General features: G+C 73.9%; 19 protein-coding genes. 13 read left to right on the forward strand and 6 right to left on the reverse strand.

Annotated features, from left to right (window positions below):
- Positions 1-97: 97 nt before the first annotated feature.
- A complete protein-coding gene (locus tag ACIRPK_RS28725; RefSeq protein ID WP_403043515.1) occupies positions 98-874 on the forward strand; it encodes a glutamate racemase in 777 nt (258 codons plus the stop codon).
- A 3-nt stretch (positions 875-877) separates the two neighbouring features.
- On the opposite strand, the gene ACIRPK_RS28730 is transcribed toward ACIRPK_RS28725, so the two are convergent.
- A complete protein-coding gene (locus tag ACIRPK_RS28730; RefSeq protein WP_403043517.1) occupies positions 878-1,681 on the reverse strand; it encodes a pentapeptide repeat-containing protein in 804 nt (267 codons plus the stop codon).
- A 218-nt stretch (positions 1,682-1,899) separates the two neighbouring features.
- Here ACIRPK_RS28730 and ACIRPK_RS28735 point away from each other — a divergent pair, with 218 nt between their 5' ends.
- Positions 1,900-2,931: a glycosyltransferase family 2 protein gene (locus tag ACIRPK_RS28735; RefSeq protein WP_403043520.1), complete on the forward strand. Its 1,032-nt coding sequence runs from the start codon at positions 1,900-1,902 to the stop codon at positions 2,929-2,931.
- A gap of 46 nt (positions 2,932-2,977) precedes the next feature.
- Here ACIRPK_RS28735 and ACIRPK_RS28740 read toward each other — a convergent pair whose 3' ends face one another.
- Positions 2,978-3,994 carry a polysaccharide deacetylase family protein gene (locus ACIRPK_RS28740; protein WP_403043522.1) on the reverse strand — a complete coding sequence of 339 codons (1,017 nt, stop codon included), beginning with the start codon at positions 3,992-3,994 and terminating at the stop codon, positions 2,978-2,980.
- Positions 3,995-4,394: 400 nt separating this feature from the next.
- Between ACIRPK_RS28740 and ACIRPK_RS28745 the strand changes: the two genes are divergently transcribed.
- The 6 genes from ACIRPK_RS28745 (at position 4,395) to ACIRPK_RS28770 (ending at position 8,884) form a co-directional block, all read left to right on the forward strand.
- Positions 4,395-4,655, forward strand: a complete 261-nt coding sequence (locus ACIRPK_RS28745; protein ID WP_403043525.1) for a hypothetical protein — start codon at positions 4,395-4,397, stop codon at positions 4,653-4,655.
- Positions 4,656-4,893: 238 nt separating this feature from the next.
- Positions 4,894-5,718: a polysaccharide deacetylase family protein gene (locus ACIRPK_RS28750; protein ID WP_403043528.1), complete on the forward strand. Its 825-nt coding sequence runs from the start codon at positions 4,894-4,896 to the stop codon at positions 5,716-5,718.
- Positions 5,711-6,883, forward strand: a complete 1,173-nt coding sequence (locus ACIRPK_RS28755; RefSeq protein WP_403043531.1) for a glycosyltransferase family 4 protein — start codon at positions 5,711-5,713, stop codon at positions 6,881-6,883. Before ACIRPK_RS28750 ends, ACIRPK_RS28755 begins: the two co-directional genes overlap by 8 nt.
- Before the next feature lie 32 nt (positions 6,884-6,915).
- A complete protein-coding gene (locus ACIRPK_RS28760; RefSeq protein ID WP_403043534.1) occupies positions 6,916-7,563 on the forward strand; it encodes a sugar transferase in 648 nt (215 codons plus the stop codon).
- Between the two features lie 170 nt (positions 7,564-7,733).
- Positions 7,734-8,339, forward strand: coding sequence for a NeuD/PglB/VioB family sugar acetyltransferase (locus tag ACIRPK_RS28765; protein ID WP_403043536.1), 606 nt, complete (start codon positions 7,734-7,736; stop codon positions 8,337-8,339).
- A gap of 50 nt (positions 8,340-8,389) precedes the next feature.
- Positions 8,390-8,884 (forward strand): NUDIX hydrolase, encoded by a 495-nt coding sequence (locus tag ACIRPK_RS28770; RefSeq protein ID WP_403043539.1) that lies wholly within the window; start codon positions 8,390-8,392, stop codon positions 8,882-8,884.
- Positions 8,885-8,915: 31 nt separating this feature from the next.
- Here the strand turns inward: ACIRPK_RS28770 and ACIRPK_RS28775 are convergent, their stop codons facing one another.
- On the reverse strand, positions 8,916-9,845 hold the full coding sequence (locus tag ACIRPK_RS28775; RefSeq protein ID WP_403043542.1) for an NAD-dependent epimerase/dehydratase family protein: 930 nt from the start codon (positions 9,843-9,845) through the stop codon (positions 8,916-8,918).
- A 130-nt stretch (positions 9,846-9,975) separates the two neighbouring features.
- Positions 9,976-10,497, reverse strand: coding sequence for a PTS fructose transporter subunit IIA (locus tag ACIRPK_RS28780; RefSeq protein WP_403043544.1), 522 nt, complete (start codon positions 10,495-10,497; stop codon positions 9,976-9,978).
- A 273-nt stretch (positions 10,498-10,770) separates the two neighbouring features.
- Here ACIRPK_RS28780 and ACIRPK_RS28785 point away from each other — a divergent pair, with 273 nt between their 5' ends.
- The 4 genes from ACIRPK_RS28785 (at position 10,771) to ACIRPK_RS28800 (ending at position 13,608) form a co-directional block, all read left to right on the forward strand.
- The gene (locus ACIRPK_RS28785) at positions 10,771-11,043 is read left to right on the forward strand and encodes a DUF397 domain-containing protein (RefSeq protein WP_403043649.1); all 273 of its coding nucleotides are present in this window, start codon (positions 10,771-10,773) and stop codon (positions 11,041-11,043) included.
- A 651-nt stretch (positions 11,044-11,694) separates the two neighbouring features.
- On the forward strand, positions 11,695-12,189 hold the full coding sequence (locus ACIRPK_RS28790) for a hypothetical protein (RefSeq protein WP_184922226.1): 495 nt from the start codon (positions 11,695-11,697) through the stop codon (positions 12,187-12,189).
- Positions 12,190-12,243: 54 nt separating this feature from the next.
- On the forward strand, positions 12,244-12,327 hold the full coding sequence (locus tag ACIRPK_RS28795; protein ID WP_403043652.1) for a putative leader peptide: 84 nt from the start codon (positions 12,244-12,246) through the stop codon (positions 12,325-12,327).
- Between the two features lie 141 nt (positions 12,328-12,468).
- Positions 12,469-13,608 (forward strand): acyl-CoA dehydrogenase family protein, encoded by a 1,140-nt coding sequence (locus tag ACIRPK_RS28800; protein WP_403043547.1) that lies wholly within the window; start codon positions 12,469-12,471, stop codon positions 13,606-13,608.
- Positions 13,609-13,890: 282 nt separating this feature from the next.
- Here ACIRPK_RS28800 and ACIRPK_RS28805 read toward each other — a convergent pair whose 3' ends face one another.
- The gene (locus ACIRPK_RS28805; RefSeq protein WP_403043549.1) at positions 13,891-15,033 is read right to left on the reverse strand and encodes an aminoglycoside phosphotransferase family protein; all 1,143 of its coding nucleotides are present in this window, start codon (positions 15,031-15,033) and stop codon (positions 13,891-13,893) included.
- Between the two features lie 454 nt (positions 15,034-15,487).
- Here ACIRPK_RS28805 and ACIRPK_RS28810 point away from each other — a divergent pair, with 454 nt between their 5' ends.
- Positions 15,488-16,954 (forward strand): hypothetical protein, encoded by a 1,467-nt coding sequence (locus ACIRPK_RS28810; RefSeq protein ID WP_403043551.1) that lies wholly within the window; start codon positions 15,488-15,490, stop codon positions 16,952-16,954.
- Between the two features lie 21 nt (positions 16,955-16,975).
- Here the strand turns inward: ACIRPK_RS28810 and ACIRPK_RS28815 are convergent, their stop codons facing one another.
- Positions 16,976-17,278 carry a hypothetical protein gene (locus tag ACIRPK_RS28815; protein ID WP_403043553.1) on the reverse strand — a complete coding sequence of 101 codons (303 nt, stop codon included), beginning with the start codon at positions 17,276-17,278 and terminating at the stop codon, positions 16,976-16,978.
- Between the last annotated feature and the right edge of the window lie 11 nt (positions 17,279-17,289).

The raw sequence follows: 17,289 nt of genomic DNA on the forward strand, positions 1-17,289 counted from the left end.
CGCACAACATCAGGGCCCCGAGCCCCTGATGGCTGAGCCCGGCGCGCAGCTGACCGGAGCGGAGTTCCCCGGCGCGGCTCAAGTAGAGTCGTGAACCGTGAAGATCGCACTGGTGGACTCCGGACTCGGACTGCTCGCGGCCGCCGCGGCCCTGCGCCGCCGCCGCCCCGACCTGGACCTGGTGCTCTCGTCCGACCCCGACGGGATGCCCTGGGGGCCGCGTACGTCCGAGGACATCGCCGCGCACGCGCTGGCCTGTGCCCGGGCCGCCGCCGAGCTGGAGCCGGATGCGCTGGTGATCGCCTGCAACACCGCCTCGGTGCACGCGCTGGAGGTGGTCCGGGCCGAGCTCGAGCCGGGCCTGCCGGTGATCGGGACCGTCCCGGCGATCAAGCCTGCGGCGGCGGCCGGGGCCCGGGTGGCGATCTGGGCCACCCCTGCGACCACCGGGAGCCCCTACCAGCAGCAGCTGATCCGGGAGTTCGGCGGCGGAGCCACCGTCACCGAGGTGGCCTGCCCCGGGCTGGCCGATGCGGTGGAGCGGGCCGACCGGGAGGCGATCGCCGCCGCCGTGGCCGACGCCGCCGCGCGGACGCCCGCCCGGACGGACGCGATCGTGCTCGGCTGCACCCACTACGAGCTGCTGGCGGAGCAGATCCGGGCAGCCGTGGTCGCTCCGGGCGGTCCGCTGCCGGTCTGCCACGGCTCGGCCGAGGCGGTCGCCGCCCAGGCGCTGCGCCGGATCGGCACCGACCGGCCCGCAGGCGGCGGCACCGTCACGGTGCTGCTCAGCGGCCGGGTCGGCAGCCTGCCGCCCGCCGTCCTGCGGTACGCCGAGGGCCGGCTGCTGGCCGAGCCCGCGCCGGTGCGCTGACGGTTACCAGTGGCCGGCCCTCCGCAGCCCGGACGGCAGCCGGGTGCTCGCGTTCCCGCGCGCCGCGTTGAGCTGGGCCTGGGTCAGGAAGAGCGCCCCGGTCAGGTCGGCCCCGGTCAGGTCGGCGTCCCGGAAGTCCACGCCGATCAGGTCGGCTTCGCGCAGGTCGGCCCGCTTGAGGTCGGCCGCGATCAGGTACGCCCCGCGCAGGTTGGCCCCGCGCAGGTTCGCCCCGGCCAGCCGGGCGCCCATCAGGTCGGCGCCCCGGTGGTTGCGCTTCTTGCCCGGCACCCCGGCCCGGACCAGTTCGCTGGCCCGCAGCAGCAGCTCGCCGACCTCCTGACGGATCGTCGGCACGTCCGCCGCGACCAGCTCGGCGGCGGTGCCCCGGGTCAGCGCCTCGATCCGCTCCAGCGCCGCGCGCAGCTGGCCGTGCACGGACTTCGCGGCCCGCAGGGTGCCCGCCTCGGTCAGGTAATACAGCAGCTCGTGCAGCTGCCGCATCACCGGGAACACCTCGTACATCGCCCCGGCGGTCTCGGGAGCCTCCCGCCAGCTGCGTCCCTCGAAGGTGATCTGGGACACCTTCTGCCCGGCGCCGAAGCAGTCGAAGACCGTGCAACCGGTGAAGCCGGTGGTCCGCAGCTCGGTGTGGATGCCGCAGCGGAAGTCGGTCCGCAGGTTCTTGCACGGCGTGCCCGCCGGCTTGGTGACCGCGAAGTCGGCCGACCGCGCGAACGGCAGGGCCACGCAGCACAGGCCGAAGCAGTTCGCGCAGTCGGACAGCAGCTCGAGGTTCTCGGACACCACGGGGGGACTCCCGGCACGGACGGGCGCCGTGCTTCCTCCGGCGCCCTGGACGGGTCCATTGTCCCCGACCGTCCGCCCGCTCCGGCCCCGGGCCCCGGCGGTTCGGCCCCGGTCCGGCCGCTGCTGGTCAGCGGGGAGGGGTTACGTGTATACCAAGAGGTCGATGACCGGTCGCAGGACGGTCGCCACCACCGACCGAAAGGCCCACGGAGCCGATGTCGCCCCGACTCTCCGTCGTCGTCCCGATCTACAACGTCGAGCGTTACCTCCAGGAGTGCCTGGAGTCGATAGCCGCGCAGTCCTTCGAGGACTTCGAGTGCGTGCTGGTCGACGACGGCTCGACCGACGGCAGCGCGGCGATCGCCGAGACGTTCGCCGCCGGGGACCCGCGTTTCCGGCTGGTCCGGCAGGAGAACAAGGGTCTCGGCGCGGCCCGCAACACCGGCTGGCGGCACCTCGCCCCGGGCGCCGAGTACCTGACCTTCGTGGACAGTGACGACACCCTGCCGACCGGCGCCTACCAGCTGATGGTCTCGACCCTGGACGAGTCCGGCTCGGACTTCGTGGCGGGCAACGCGCTGCGGCTGCGGGTGGCCGGGCTGTTCCCCTCGCACGGCCACCGCAGGCCGTTCGCCGAGACCAGGCTGAGGACCCACGTGCGCGAGGTGCCCAGCCTGGTCACCGACCGGACGGCGTGGAACAAGGTCTACCGCCGCTCGTTCTTCGACGCGGCCGGCGTGCTGTACCCCGAGGGCATCCTGTACGAGGACGCCCCGGTCAGCGTCCCGCTGCACTACCTGGCGAAGAGCGTGGACGTGCTCTCCGAGCCGATCTACCACTGGCGGGTCCGGGAGAGCGGCGACCTGTCGATCACCCAGGTGAAGACCGACCCGCGGGGCGTGATCGACCGGGTCCGCTCGATCGAGCTGGTCCGGGAGTGGCTGCTGGCCAGGCCCGAGCCGGAGTTCGCCGAGTACCTGCGGACCTACGACCACAACACGCTGGTCGAGGAGCTCCCGATGTTCTTCTGGTCGGTGCCGGACGGCGACCGGGGCTACCGGGCGGCCTACCAGGAGCACGTCAGCCGGCTGCTCCGGGCGATCGGCGTGGAGCGGATCGACGGGCTGCCCGCCCAGCTGCGGCTGAAGTACCGGCTCACGCTGGCCAACCGGATGGAGCGGTTCGTCGCCGTCCAGCGGTTGCACCGTCAGGTCCGGAACCTCCGCTCCCGGCGCGCGGCGGCCTGACGCCGGGTCGGCTCCCGGTGACCTGCCCCGGGAGCCGACCCGACCGTCACTCCGTGACGGTCGGGCTCTTGCGCCAGCGCTGTACGGCGGGCTCCAGGCCGGACAGGATGGTGTCGAAGCGCCGGGTGCTGGTGGTGGAGTCGACCTGCAGCCGGCTGATCCGGAGCGGGTGGACGGGCAGCCGGGGGCCCAGCCGGTGGTCGGACAGGAAGCCGAGCCGGTAGCCGAGCTGGCGCAGCAGGGTGTCGGCGCGCGGGTCGTAGCCGCCGTTCGGGTAGGCGAACGCGGTCGGCGGCTCGCCGAGCCAGCGGGTGAGCGCCTGGTGCGCCCCGGTGATCTCGGTCTGCACGGTCGAGTCGTCGCAGCGGGCCAGGCAGGGATGGCCGAGCGTGTGGTTGCCGATCGCGACGTTGCCGTCCTGGAGGGCCCGCAGGTCCTCGGGGGAGAGCTGGTCCTGCCCCGGCGGGCGGCGGCGGGCGCTGACCCGCAGCTCGTGCAGGCTGCGGCGGCGGTCCGGGTCCGGCAGCGCCTTCAGCCGGGCCAGCAGCTGCTCCGGGCGGACGTGGCTGCGCAGTGAGCGGGCCTGACCGCCGTGCCGGGCCAGGAACGCCGCCTCGTGCCACCAGAACGGGCGGTCGGTGCCGATCAGCTCGGAGATCACGAAGGCGGCGGCCGGAATCCCCCGGGCCGTCAGCTCCGGCAGCGCGTGGGTGAGCACCGAGCGGTCGGCGTCGTCGAAGGTGATCAGCACCGAGCGCGGCGGCAGCGGCTTCCCCTCGGCGATCGCCTGGTCGACGTCGTCGACCGAGACCGGGGTGGCCAGCCGCCGCAGCCGGTCGAGCTGGGCGCCGAACGACCGGGGATCGGTCACCCCGTGGTAGGCGAGCACCGCGAGCCGCTGGGCGGCCCGGGCGCGGAACAGCGGCTGGGCGGGCGAGAACCGCAGCCAGCCGCCCCGGTCGGACTCCGGTCCGGCGTCGTCGGCCGTGGCCGTCGTGGTGCCGGCCTTCGCCGGCCGGCTGCTGACGGTACTGCTGAGTGTGGTGGCTTCGGACTGCGGCACAGGGCCCCCCTCGGTCGCCGGTGCGGCGTGGTGGTACCACCGGGGGGCCCTGACCGCCCTCCGGTCCCGGGGCGCGGCGGCGCCGCCCTCGGCTCGGCCGACCACGGTGGGGACTCCCAACCCGCTCCGCGGACGGCCTGGTTCGCTGCTCTCGATTGCTGCTGGCTCTGCTGGGCCCGGGCGGCCGGCGGGCGGTGTGTGGGCACCGTCCCGACCGGCGGCCGGGCTCGATCCGGATCGCTCAATGTAGTGGAGACCACTCGGGGGCACCGATGGTTGTACGGCGTTTCGGCGAGATTTCGCGGGAGCGCGCCGGGGGCTCGGAGCGGTCGCGGTAGGGTGCGCCGGGCCGGGGCCCGGCGGCCGTCACGGATCGGGCGACGGGTATACCGTGGGTGGCATGGGAGAGACGCAACGTGATCATGGCGGGAAGCCCGCAGCCCGGATCTGGGCCGGCGCGGCCCTGCACCGGCACCAGGTGCTGCTGACCGTGGTCGGCGCGGCCTGCATCGCGATGGGCATCCTCACCGCCGTGCTGGTCCCGGAGAGCGACGGCCCCGCCTGGGCGATGGCGGTGGCCGGCTGCCTGGCGGCGGGCGTGCTGCTGCTCGGCCGGATCGCCTTCGCGGTGCTCCGCCGGGGCGAGCGGACCGCGCTGTAGGCCCACCCGATCACCCTTCGCCCCGGCGTACGCGGGGTGAATGCGCCGGTCAGATCCGGTCCGGTCCGGCGTCGAGCTGATCGGACCGGCTGATTTTCGGCCTATCTGCGCGCTTCTTTCACAACTTCCGGGCATCAGCCCCACACATCCCCCTAGTCTGGGTCCCGCCCGGTCGGCAACTGCCGCCGTGCGCTGGACCACTTGCGGTGCCGGGGAGGGCATCGCAGAGGGGGGAACGATGGCGGGCACCGCTGTGTCCGGAGACATCCGGGGCAGGGTCAAGCAGCAGTTGGCACGGGTGGCGGGGGGTGTCCCCGGCGAGGGTGCCACGGTACTGATCTACCACCGGGTCGGCGGCGGCTCCGCCGACGAACTCGACGTCACCACCGCCGACTTCACCGCCCAGATGGACCTGCTGGCGGAGCTGCCGCCCAGCCGGGTGGTTGGCCTGGACGAGGCCACCGACCGGCTGGAGGCCGGCCGCCGGACCCCGAGCACCGTGCTGACCTTCGACGACGGCTTCGCCGACGTGTACGAGAACGCCTGGCCGCTGCTCCGGGAGCGCGGCCTGCCGTTCACCGTCTACCTGGCCAGCGGCCAGGTCGGCGGCGAGATGCGCTGGGAGGGCTCGACCGCCAAGGAGTCCGGCGCCCCCGGCCTGAGCTGGGACCAGCTCAGGGAGATGGCCGGCTCGGGTCTCTGCACGGTGGCCAACCACACCCGCAGCCACGCCCGCCCCGACCTGCTCAGCACCGCCGAGCTGGACGCCTGCAACGACGACGTCGAGCAGCACCTCGGCACCCGTCCGAAGCACTTCGCCTACACCTGGGGTGTCCCCGTTCCGCACATGGACGAGGCGCTGCGCGCCCGGTTCCGCACCTCCGCCACCGGACGGGTCGGCCGGAACGACCCCGGCTTCGACCCGGTCCGGTTCTGCCGGGTCCCGGTCCGCCGGACCGACCCGATCGACTTCTACCGTGCCAAGCTGTACGGCCGGCTGCTCCCCGAGCGGGCCTACGCCCGGATCGTGGCCACCGCGAAGGCGGTCGGCGCCCGTGCCTGAGACGCCGTCACCCCGGCTGCGCGGCCCCGGCGGCCGCCCGCTCCGGGTGGTCCACCTGACCACCGTGGACATGAGCCTGCAACTGCTGCTGGCCACCGAGCTGCGGGTCGACGTCGAGTCCGGTTTCGAGACCTACGGCCTCAGCGCCCCCGGCCCGTACCTGGAGCAGCTCGAGGCGATCGGCATCCGGCACGAGCCGCTGCCCTCGCTCACCCGGGCCTGGCAGCCGGGCGCCGACCTGGCCGCCGCCCGCGAACTGCTCGGCGCGCTGCGCCGGATCAGGCCCGACGTGCTGCACACCCACAATCCCAAGACCGGCGTGCTCGGCCGCATCCTCGGCCGGCTGGCCGGTGTCCCGGTGGTGGTCAACACCTGCCACGGACTCTGGGCGCAGGCCCACGACCCGTTCGCCAAGCGGCTGCTGGTGCTCGGGGCGGAGGCCGTCGCGGCCCGCTTCTCGCACGCCGAGCTGTACCAGAACGGCGAGGACCGGCAGACCCTGGCCCGGTTCGTGCCGGCCCGCCGCTCCCGGGTGGTGGGCAACGGCGTGGACCTCTCCCGGTTCGGCCCCGACCCGGCCGCCCGGGCCCGGATCAGGGCCGAACTCGGCGTCGCCGACGACGAGTTGCTGGTGGCCGGGGTCGGCCGCCGAGTGGCCGAGAAGGGCATCGTCGAGTACGCGTCGGCGGCCCGCGCGCTGGCCGGCAAGGCCAGGTTCTGCTGGATCGGCCCGCAGGACGCCGACAAGCCGGACGCCCTGGCGGCGGAGGAGGCCGGGGTCGACTTCCTCGGCAGCCGCTCCGACATGCCCGAGCTGTACGCCGCACTGGACGTCTTCGTCCTGCCCTCCTACCGGGAGGGCTTCTCCCGCTCCGCCATGGAGGCCGCCGCCAGCGGCCTGCCGATGGTGCTCAGCGACATCCGGGGCTGCCGCGAGATCGGTACCCACGGCGAGCACCTGCTGCTCGCCCCGCCCGGCGATGCCGGAGCCCTCACCACCGCGCTCGGCCGGCTCCTCACCGAGCCCGCCCTGCGTGAGCAGCTGGGCGCGGCGGCCCGTCGCCGCGCCCTGGCCGAGTTCGACCAGCGCGGCGTCGCGGCGGTCTCCCTGGAGACCTACGCGGCCGTGGCCAGAGCCAAGCGGTTGGCCTGGTCGGTCGGCTGAGCCAACCTCACACCACACCCGCTGGGGGAGAAATGAAACGAGGGGGGGACCTCGTGGTCACCGCGCTGGCCGGAAGCATCGCGCTTCCGCTCGGCCTGGTGATCGCGATCCTGATCCGCTGCACCATGGGCGGCCCTGTGCTCTTCCGTCAGACCCGGACCGGCCGTGCCGGTGCGGAGTTCGAGATCCTCAAGTTCCGCACCATGCGGGACAAGCGCTTCGCCGACGAACCCGACGCACCCCGGATCACCCGGCTGGGGGCGCTGCTCCGCAAGACCAGCCTGGACGAGTTGCCGCAGCTGTGGAACGTGGTGCGCGGCGAGATGGGCGTGATCGGGCCCCGGCCCACGCTGCCCGAGCAGGTCGTGCACTACTCGCCCCGGCAGCGGGGCCGGCTGGCGATCCGGCCCGGCCTGACCGGTTGGGCCCAGGTCAAGGGGCGCAACTCGATCAGCTGGCCGGAGCGGATCGAGCTCGACCTCTGGTACATCACCAACCGGACGGTCGGACTCGACCTCCGGATCCTGCTGATGACCGCCCGTCAACTGCTCCGCCCGGCCGGGATCACCGCCGTCGGCGGGGTCAACCCGGGCTTCCCGGTCCCGACGACCACCACCACCCGCATCGTGCTGCCCCGGCAGGCGACGGCCCCGCGGATCCCGGTCGAGGAGGCCTCCTGAGCTGTCCAGGGGCCCGGGGCTCCGCCGACGTGCGGCTCCGCCGCGTGGGCGAGGAGATCCGGCGTTCGGGTCACTGCGAAAGTCCCTGACCATTCACGTACGTTGAACACTCCCGAGGCCGGCGCCGCCGTTCCCCGGGCCCCTGGAGCGTACGACCGGAGGTGGTGCACATGTGGATCGTCGGGGCCGGCGGGGTCGGGCGGGAGGCGCTGGACACGGCGTTGGCGGCCGGGGTGCCGGTGGCCGGGTTCCTGGACGACCGGGCGCAGGGGAGCACCGTGCGCGGCTTGCCGGTGCGGGCGCCGAAGGAGCTGGCCGCCGGGGAGGGGTACCTGATCGGGATCGCCGATCCGGCGGTGCGGGCCCGGCTGGCCGCGCTGCTGGGCGGTCTCGGCGGGCACCCGGTGACGCTGGTGCACCCGAGGGCGATCGTCGCGCCGGAGACCGAACTCGGCCCCGGCTGCCTGGTGATGGGGGGAGCGTACGTCTCCAGCAGCGTCCGGATCGGCGCGCACAGCCAGGTGCACTACAACGCGACGGTCGGCCACGACACGGTGCTGGCCGAGCTGGTGACGGTCTATCCGGGCGGCAACGTGTCCGGGTCCGTGCACGCGGAGCAGGGCGCCACCGTCGGCAGCAACGCCGTGGTGCTGCAGGGGCGCAGGCTGGGCCGGTACGCGTTCGTCGGCGCCGCCGCCGTGGTCACCCGTGATGTACCGGCGGACACCACCGTGGTCGGCTGCCCGGCCCGTCCGACGGTCCGCCGGGGCCACTGACCCGGGGGTTCGCCGGGCACCGGCGGGGCCCGACCGCATAGGGTCGGGCCATGGCCATTCCATCCTTCCTGGCGGAGCTGCGCTCCGTCGTCGGCACCCGCCCGCTCTGGCTCTCCGGCGTGGGGGCGGTGGTCCGCGACGAGCAGGGCCGGGTGCTGCTCAACCGCCGGTCCGACTCGGGTCGTTGGGCGATCGTCGGCGGCATCCTCGACCCGGGTGAGCAGCCCGCCGACGGGTTGGTCCGGGAGGTGTTCGAGGAGACCGGTCTGGTGGTCGAGCCGGTGGCGCTGGCCGCGGTGACCGTCTCGCCGCCGATCAGCTACCCGAACGGGGACCAGAGCCAGTACCTGGACCTGACCTTCCGCTGCCGCCGGGTCTCCGGCGAGGCGCGGGTGAACGACGACGAGTCGCTGGAGGTGGCCTGGTTCGCCCCGACCGAGCTGCCCGAGCTGGACGACTACGCCCGCTACCGGCTGGAGGTGGCGCTGGCCGGCAAGGCCGAGACGGTGTTCGTCTTCACCCCGCCCACCGGCGACCCGGCCTGACCGGGGCGCGGTGCCCCGGTCCGGTCCGGGGTCAGAGGGTCCGGAACCACTCGGCGGTCCGCTCGATGCCCTCGCGCAGCGGTACCGGCACCACCTCGGGGAACAGCTCCCGGAGCCGGCTGTTGTCGGCCTGCGAGTCCCGGACGTCGCCGGGGCGGGTGTCGACGTGCTCGGCGGTCAGCGGCAGGTCGAGCACCGAGCCGATCTCGTCGATCAGCTCCAGCAGGGTGGTCCGGGTGCCGAAGGCCAGGTTCACCGGGTCGGCGTGCACCACCCGGCGGACCACCGCCTCGCTGATCACCTGGGTGACCGTGCCGACGTAGGTGAAGTCCCGGCTCTGGCCGCCGTCCCCGTGCACGGTCAGCGGCCGCCCGGCCAGCGCCGCGTCCAGGAAGGCGGGCAGCACGGCCGCGTAGGCGTGCCCGGCGGGCTGCAGCGGGCCGAACACGTTGAAGAACCGCAGCGGCAGCACGCCCAGCCCGTAACAGTGGTGATAGGCCGCCAGATACGCCTCGGTGGCCAGCTTGCTGACCGCGTACGGGCTCATCGGCGCCGTCCGCATGGTCTCCCGCTTGGGCAGCTCCCGGTTGGCCCCGTAGACCGAGGACGAGGAGGCCGCCACCAGGTAGCCGACGCCGGCCCGGCGGGCCGCCTCCAGCACCTCCAGGGTGCCGGTGGCGTTGGCGTGGTGGCTGGCCAGCGGATCGGCCACCGAGCGCGGGACCGAGGGCAGCGCGGCCAGGTGCACCACCGCGTCGGCGCCGGCGAAGGCGTCGTCCAGCAGGGCCGGGTCCAGGATGGTGCCCTCGTGCAGGGTCACGTCCAGGCCGGCCAGGTTCGCCTTGCTGCCGGTGCTGAGGTTGTCGACCACGGCCACGTGGTCCACCTCCGGACGGGCCAGCAGGGCCCGGGCGAGGTTGGCTCCGATGAAACCGGCTCCGCCGGTCACGACCACCCGCATGTTCAAGCTCCCCCCACCGTCGGCCCGCGGCCTCCCCGCCTCGGGCGCACTGCGCCGCATGCTATCGGCGGGACCACCACCGACGTGCGGATCCGGTGAACTCCGGTGCCGATCGGGTGGATCGCCGGGCTCAGAGCTTGCGTTGGCGGTACATCTCCTCGGCCGCGTCCAGCACCGCCGTCAGGTCCCCGCCCGCGCTGGCGGTGGCCACCGCCGCCACCGCCCCCTCCACGAACGGGGCGTCGGCCAGCCGGACCGGGAACGGCAGACCGTGCTCGTCCGCGTCGGTGAGCAGCGCCCGGACGGTGCCGACCGCACTGCCCAGGTCGGCCAGCACGGCGACCCCGTGCCCCTGGTCCACCCGGCGGGCCGCCGCGGCCACCAGGACCGCGCTGGTGCCGAGCCCGTCCGCCAGGCTGCCCCCGGTGGCGGCCACCGCCGCCGGATCGTCGGCCCGGGTCAGCCCGACCGCCAGCGCGGCGACCGCCTCGGCCAGCCGCTGGCTGTGCGAGACCAGCACCACGCCGACCCGCCCGAGCCCGGCCGCCCGGGGGTGGCGCGGAGCCTCGGGCTCCGGCTCGCCGGGGTGCGGCGCGGACGGGGCCTGTGAGATGGGGATCACATCGGCCCGGGGGTCCTCCCGGCGTTCCATGACTGCTCCTCGGGCCTCTGCGGTACGCGGTCTGACGGGACGTCTCCTGACGGGGCGTGGGACAACACTCTCGCAGTCGTCCCCCGGCCGCGACCGGATCCGCCCGGTGTGTCCCTCTAGCACAGCACCCGTGGCGGGCGCGGCGGAACGGTTTATCCGGCCCCGTGCGGAGGAGCGAAAGCCGCAAGCCGGTCCGGTCCCGGGCCGGCTGGATACGCTGGGGCAACGTTCGACAGGGAGGAGCACCCAGTGGCGGCCGACAGTGGCACCAGCGTGGCGGGCAAGGGCGGGGCGGTGGCCCAGGGGCACGGCCCGAAGCCCGAACTGGACCTCACCGGGGCGGAGTGGCTCGGCTGCGACCCGGACGACCTCCAGGGCAACGGCGCAGTTCAGGTCGCCTTCGTCGGCGAGTACATCGTGATGCGGGACGGGCGGGCCCCGGACGGGCCGGCCCTGGTCTTCACGCCGGCCGAGTGGCGGGCCTTCGTCCTGGGTACCCGGGACGGCGAGTTGGGTTCGCGGGTCGGCGGATCCGACGCGAACTGACCGCTACTGCGTCAGGTCGCGGACCCCGTTCCGACACCGGGAGGAAATCTGATGGCCCGATACTCGTTGACTGTTCGACAAGTAACGGCCCACAGTAAGAAGCAGACAGACGCCGTGCCCAACGCCCCCACGCGTCCAGGCACGGCGCCTGCTGTACGGTCCGGGCACAAGTGCCGGACCCCTCCCGAGGTAGAACCCCGGACGCACCTGGGTGCGCCGTCGCCGGGAGGCGTGGCCCCGGCGAACGAGAGCGACTCGGACGCCGGTGCCGGGTTCCCAGGATCCGCACGCCCCCACGCGGCGGTGTCCCGGGCAGGTTCGCGAGCTGCGACGGGGCCGGGGCCCCGCGAACCTGGTCCATGGGTGTTCTGTGTGGTGCTCTGCCTGACGCTACTCGACGGTCGGTGGACAGCGGAAAGTGCCTGTGCAGGTGACACGGGTCTCGCACGACGATGTGCATGAGGAAACGCGCACCAGGGCGCGCTGCGACAACGCCGCCCCCCGGTGGATCGAGTCCACAGCGGCTGTCGTGCTGAACCGAACGTAGCCCGGACGGTTGCTCAGAGTCAACATTGGTCTCTGAGCGTGGATCTCGCCCGGGGCACCCACCCGCCCCGTGAGCAGGGCGTGACCGCACCGTACGATGGTGTCATGTCATTTCTCCGCCGCCGCTCCGGCTCTCCCGCGGGACCGGACTTCGACGTGCTCGCGATGGATCCCGGCGACTGGCCGGGCGACTTCGGCGCCATGATGATGAGCGGCCCGGACGGCTCCTGTCAGGGCATCTTCCTCCGGTACGACCTGTTCGGCGGCCGTGGCCCCGCGATGTTCATCGGCAACCTGCCCGAGGGGTCGCCGGCCCGGGACGCCGAGGACGGCGTCCCGTTCGAGATCCGCCAGTTGCTCACCGCGCTGGAGAACGAGGAGCCGGTCGAGTTCGTCTCGGCCGAGGACTTCCCGGTCATGCTCGGGGACGACCTGCTGATCGTCCGGAAGGTCAAGGTCAGCGAGGAGCGGGTGTTCTGCGCCCAGTTCGGCCGCAGCGACGGCGTCCAGGTGACCATCGCCTCCTGGGACCGGCCGATCGCGGACGATCTCTACCAGCTGCTCAAGCCGCTCCCCGCGGACATGTTCCAGCAGGGCTGATTCCGGCCAGGCCTTGCTTGACGCTGACGATCAACGCTTCGTACAGTCACCAGCATGTCGTGTCGCCGCCTGCTGCTCACCCGCCGCAGACATCTGGATCTGCGGCGTACCGCGAGCGCGGCGTGTCCGGGCCGCTGAGGGGGAGTCGACTCCTCCGGCGGTCCGTCTCCGGCTGAATCCAGCCGTTCTGCCGACGTCCGCCTACGGTTCCGCGCACCCACACCGGTGCGCCCGCCCGCAGTTCGCCGCGCACCACGCTGCCGCCCGGAGGCACCCCCGATGACCGTCACTGATGGCACCTCACCCCTCGCGGACGCCCTCGTCCGGCTGCCCAGGGTGGTCGACCTGCTGGCGGCCCGGGCCGAGGAGCACGACCGGGACGCCACCTTCCCGTACCAGGGCATCGAGGCCGTGCACGAGGCGGGGCTGCTCACCCTGACCATCGGTCAGCGCTACGGCGGACCCGGCGGAAGTCTGGCCGAAACCGTCCAGGTGCTGGCCCAACTCGGGCGCGGGGACGCCTCGGTGGCGGTGCTCACCGCCTTCACCCTGCTCCAGCACGCCGAGCAGGCCAGGAACGGCAACTGGCCGGCCGGGATCTACCGCCGCCTGCTGACCGAATCCCGCCGGGGCCCGGCGTTGGTCAACACCCTGCGCGCGGAGCCGGGCGGCCGACTGGCCACGGTGGCCCGCTGGGACGGCAGCGGCTGGCGGCTGACCGGCCGGAAGACCTTCTGCGCCGGCGCCGAGGCGCTGGCCTGGCTGGCGGTCCGGGCCAGGACCGACGAAACGGTTCCGCGGACCGGACTGTTCCTGGTCAGGGGCGACAGCCCCGGCATCGAACTCGACCCGGTCTGGGACCAGTTGGGCCTGCGGGCGAGCGCCGGTCACGACGTGGTGCTGACCGACGTCGCGGTGGCCGCCGACGCGGTGGTCGGGCTGGCCCGCCCGCCGGCCGAGGAGCCGCCCGCCGACCGGCTGGACCGGGCCTGGCGTGAACTCGCCCTCTCCGCCGTGCACCTGGGCGTCGCCCGGGCCGCCCAGGAGTGGCTGATCCGCTTCCTCGGGCAGCGGACACCGGCCAATCTGACCGAGCCGCTGGCGACCGTGCCCCGGTACCGGACGGCGGTGGCCGAGATCGAGGCGTCGCTGATCGGCGCCGAGGAACTGCTGTTCGGCCTGGCCGCGCGGGTGGACCGGGGTGAGCAGGCGGCCGCCGCCCGCTCCGGGGCCGCCCAGCTGCTGGTCAACCGCACCGCCACGGCAGCCGTCCAACAGGCCGTCACCCTCACCGGCAACCCCGGCCTCAGCCGCCGCCACCCGCTGGAGCGCTACCTCCGCGACGTCCTCAGCGGCCGCACCCACCTGGCCCCGGAGGACGCCATCCTCGACACCCTCGCCCGCACCCTCCTGGGCTAGCACTGCGCTGCTGTGCGGCCCCGCCGCTACGGTGCCGACCCTGGTGGCAGGTGGTCAGCCCGCTACGGAGTCAGGGGCTCGGGGAACTGCGACGCCGGCCTCGTGCAAGGTGATCTGTCCGTAGATGGTCAGGCACTTTCGCAGTGACCCGAACGCCAGATCTCCTCGCAGTTCCCCGAGCCCCTGGGTAGTCGACCGCTGAGCACCTGCCTACAGTGCAGCTCCTGGACCGTAGACCGGAGCGCCGCCTGCCAGGAAGCTGAGCGTCTGTCCGGCAGGGCGTCAGCGGGTGCCGACCGCCGTGCGGACGGCCCTGCGGGCGAGGGCTGCGTCGTCGTAGAGGCGGCGGATCATGATGCGCTGTTCCTCGCCCGCGCCGGGCACATCGTGCAGGCGGATCTCCCGCATCAGCACCAGGACCAGGTTGACCAGGAACGCGTCCCGCGCCACCGTCCCGCCGGACTGCGCGAGTTGGCTGATCTGGCGGCGGGCGGCCGAGTCCCCGGAGAGCACGCTCCAGAGCACCGCCAGGTCGTACCCGGGCAGGTACCAGCCGGCCTGCTCCCAGTCGACCAGGACCGGCCCGGAGGGCGCGAGCAGGATGTTGCCGAGCAGCGCGTCGCCGTGGCAGAGCTGGAGCGGGCTGCCGGCCAGGCCGTGCAGCAGGGCCCGCAGGTCGCCCGCGTCCCGGTCGGTGAGCTGGCCGACCGAGTGGAAGCGGGAGATCTCCAGCTGGTAGTCGAGCGGCTTGCCGAACACGTCGGTCGGCGGCCGCCAGAGGTTCAGCGAACGGATCGAGCCGAGTACGGCGCGCAGCTCGCCGGGGGTCGGCGCGCTGACCGGGTGCCGTTCGCGGGCGGCCTGACGGCCCGGCACCCGCTCGATGACCAGCACGCAGCGGTCGTGGTCGGCGGCCACCAGCCGGGGCAGCCGGACCGGCGGACGGTGCCGGACGAAGGCCCGGTAGACCGAGACCTCGTGGTGGAAGCGTTCGATCAGCTGCTCGGCGTGCTCGCTGCGCAGGGCCTGCGGGGCGAGGCACTTGGCGACCACGGGCGCCCGGCCGATGGTGCCGGCGATCAGGATGTGTCGGCTGCCTTCCCGCAGGACCTGGCGGGGAAGGAAGCCAGGGCATATCCGCGCGATGTTGGCGAGCGCGGCCCGTACCGCGGGGGTCTGCAGGGCGGCCGGGTCCAGCCGGTCGGCGGTGGCGGCCTCCAGGGCCCGGCCGCGCTGCAGCCGGTCGGTGCCGTTGCGGGCCGCGAGCTGGTCGGCCTGCCGGGGGAGCAGACCGCGTGCGGCGGCCAGCGCCCTCGGGTCGCGGTACGGGGTGGGGCTCTGGCCCGGGCGACCGCCGGCTGCGGTGGGGGGGCGCAGCGCGGTACGGGTCTGGGTGGGGGTGCCGGTGGTCGCTGAGGAGTACATGGGGTGGTGAGGGTCCCTTCCTGGCCGGCGGCTGACCTCTGCCGGTATCTGCTGCGGACTGCCCCGGGTGGCGGAGGTGTGCACCGTCGCGGTGCACCGCCGGGGCGGAGGGGTGGAGCGCAGGCGCCGGGCACGGAACTCGGCCGGTCGGCCCGGCCCGCATCCTGGGGAATGCGTGCCGTGCGCCTGCCCTGGCCATGCCCGGCGCCAGTGCGCCACCCTGCCGCGCCACCCCCTCGGATGAGGCCCCGGAAAGTCCGTTGACGACTGCTCAGGGCAGTCCCTGAGCCGTTTTCGGGCCTTCCGACCCGGGGTCGGGGTGGCGCATCTCTACCTGACACCCGGTCAGCACTGGTGCACCATGTGGCGGACCCTGGCGAAGCGTGGCGAATGGTCGCGCGGCACATGCCAGCGCACTAGGGTCGAAAGCAGCCGAGGATCCTGGGGGCTTCACGTGAGCAAGGGGCCGAACGCCAGATTCGCCGACCTCTTCGCCCTGACCGGTTGGTCGAAGGGCGAGTTGGCGAGGCTGGTGAACCGGCGCGGTGCGGCGATGGGTCAGCAGCAGCTGTCCACCGACACCTCGCGGGTGCGGCGCTGGATCGAGCAGGGGGAGATCCCCCGCGATCCGGTGCCGAGACTACTGGCCGCCGTGTTCACCGAGCGGCTCGGCCGTGTCGTCACCACTGAGGACCTCGGTCTGGAACGACACCGGCCCACCAGGTCCGGCAGCACGCCGTCAGCAGAGCCCTGGGAGCCGGATCGGACGGCTGAAGTCCTCACCGAGTTCACGGGAATGGACCTCATGCTGAACCGACGCGGACTGGTGGGTGCGGGCTCCGCACTCGCCGCGGGTGCTGTCATCGGCGACAACCTGCACGACTGGATGCGGGGCGCCGACGTGGCGTCCGCGGCCGGGCGGACCGGCCCCCGGAGAGTGCTCACCCAGGGCGGGCCCCGGCCGGTGATCGACGTGTACGAGCCCGGCCCGGTGGGCGCGGAGGAGGTGACCGCGCTGGAGCGGTCGGTGGAGGTGTTCCGGGCCTGGGACGCCTCCCGCGGCGGCGGCCTGCAACGCAAGGCGGTGGTCGGCCAGTTGAACGAGGTGGGCGGGCTGCTCACGCACGACCTGCGGCCCGAGGTGAAGCAGCGGCTCTGGACGGTCGCGGCCAACCTGGCCGTGCTGGCCGGCTGGATGTCGCACGACGTGGGCCTGGAGCCCACCGCGCAGCGGTACTTCGTGATCGCCGCGCAGGCGGCCAAGGAGGCGGACGACCGGCCGCGGGCGGGTGAGGCGATCTCCCGGGCGGCCCGGCAGATGCTCCATCTCGGCCGGGCCGACGACGCGCTGGAGCTGATGCAGCTGGCCCGGGCCGGCAGCGGCGACCGGATGCTGCCGCGGACCAGCGCGATGCTGCACACCGTGGAGGCGTGGGCGCAGGCCGCGCTCGGCCGGGCGGAGGCCACCCGCCGGGTGCTGGGCGAGGCGGAGGAGCTGTTCGTCCGGCCCAGCGACCTCCCGGTGCCGACCTGGATGGCCACCTTCAACGAGGCCGAGCTGCACGGCATGCAGGCGCTGGTCTACCGGACGCTGGCGGAGCACGACCCGGGCGCGGCCCGGTTGGCCGAGCGGCACGCGCAGCGCGCGATGGACCTGCGGGCGACCACCGGCCGGGAGCGCTCCAGTCTGCTCGACGAGATCACCCTGGCCTCGGTCTACTGGCTCTCCGGGGAGCCCGAGGGGGCGATGACGCACGCCAAGCTGGCGCTCAACTCGATCGGCCAGACCTCCTCGACCCGGACGTGGGACCGGCTGCGCGAGATGTACCGGCTGTCCAGCCGCTACCAGGGCGTGCCGGCCGTGGCCGAGCTGCGGGCGGAGATCCACCAGGTGCTGCCGGCGCCCCGGCAGGGGGCCTGAGGCCGCGGCGGGGCCGGTGGCTCAGGCGAGCTGACGGAGCGACATCCGCAGGGCGGTCACCCGGCCGTCCTGGTCGAGCATGGGCTCGCCGGTGACCTGGACGCGGCGCGGTTCGTCCCCGGGCCGTTCGATCGGCACCAGCCCCGATTCGGGCCGCCCGCGCAGCAGGACGGAGGTGACCACCCGGCGGAGCGTCGGCCGGTCGGCCCGGAGCAGCTGGTCGAGGCTGAGCGGGCCGAGCCGGGGGTCGCGGCCGAGCAGCCGGTAGACCTCGGGCTGCCAGCTGACCTGGTCGGTGCGCAGGTCCCAGACGGCGGTGCTCATCGCTACCCCTG

It is taken from the genome of Kitasatospora sp. NPDC101801, from assembly GCF_044766665.1.
GTDB lineage: Bacteria > Actinomycetota > Actinomycetes > Streptomycetales > Streptomycetaceae > Kitasatospora.

Coding starts and splice junctions, on each gene's coding strand:
- ACIRPK_RS28790 (WP_184922226.1), top strand. CDS start 11,695: ATGTCATTTCTCCGCCGCCGCTCCGGCTCTCCCGCGGGACCGGACTTC.
- ACIRPK_RS28770 (WP_403043539.1), top strand. CDS start 8,390: ATGGCCATTCCATCCTTCCTGGCGGAGCTGCGCTCCGTCGTCGGCACC.
- ACIRPK_RS28795 (WP_403043652.1), top strand. CDS start 12,244: ATGTCGTGTCGCCGCCTGCTGCTCACCCGCCGCAGACATCTGGATCTG.
- ACIRPK_RS28780 (WP_403043544.1), bottom strand. CDS start 10,497: ATGGAACGCCGGGAGGACCCCCGGGCCGATGTGATCCCCATCTCACAG.
- ACIRPK_RS28815 (WP_403043553.1), bottom strand. CDS start 17,278: ATGAGCACCGCCGTCTGGGACCTGCGCACCGACCAGGTCAGCTGGCAG.
- ACIRPK_RS28765 (WP_403043536.1), top strand. CDS start 7,734: ATGTGGATCGTCGGGGCCGGCGGGGTCGGGCGGGAGGCGCTGGACACG.
- ACIRPK_RS28760 (WP_403043534.1), top strand. CDS start 6,916: ATGAAACGAGGGGGGGACCTCGTGGTCACCGCGCTGGCCGGAAGCATC.
- ACIRPK_RS28750 (WP_403043528.1), top strand. CDS start 4,894: ATGGCGGGCACCGCTGTGTCCGGAGACATCCGGGGCAGGGTCAAGCAG.
- ACIRPK_RS28745 (WP_403043525.1), top strand. CDS start 4,395: ATGGGAGAGACGCAACGTGATCATGGCGGGAAGCCCGCAGCCCGGATC.
- ACIRPK_RS28735 (WP_403043520.1), top strand. CDS start 1,900: ATGTCGCCCCGACTCTCCGTCGTCGTCCCGATCTACAACGTCGAGCGT.
- ACIRPK_RS28800 (WP_403043547.1), top strand. CDS start 12,469: ATGACCGTCACTGATGGCACCTCACCCCTCGCGGACGCCCTCGTCCGG.
- ACIRPK_RS28775 (WP_403043542.1), bottom strand. CDS start 9,845: ATGCGGGTGGTCGTGACCGGCGGAGCCGGTTTCATCGGAGCCAACCTC.
- ACIRPK_RS28805 (WP_403043549.1), bottom strand. CDS start 15,033: ATGTACTCCTCAGCGACCACCGGCACCCCCACCCAGACCCGTACCGCG.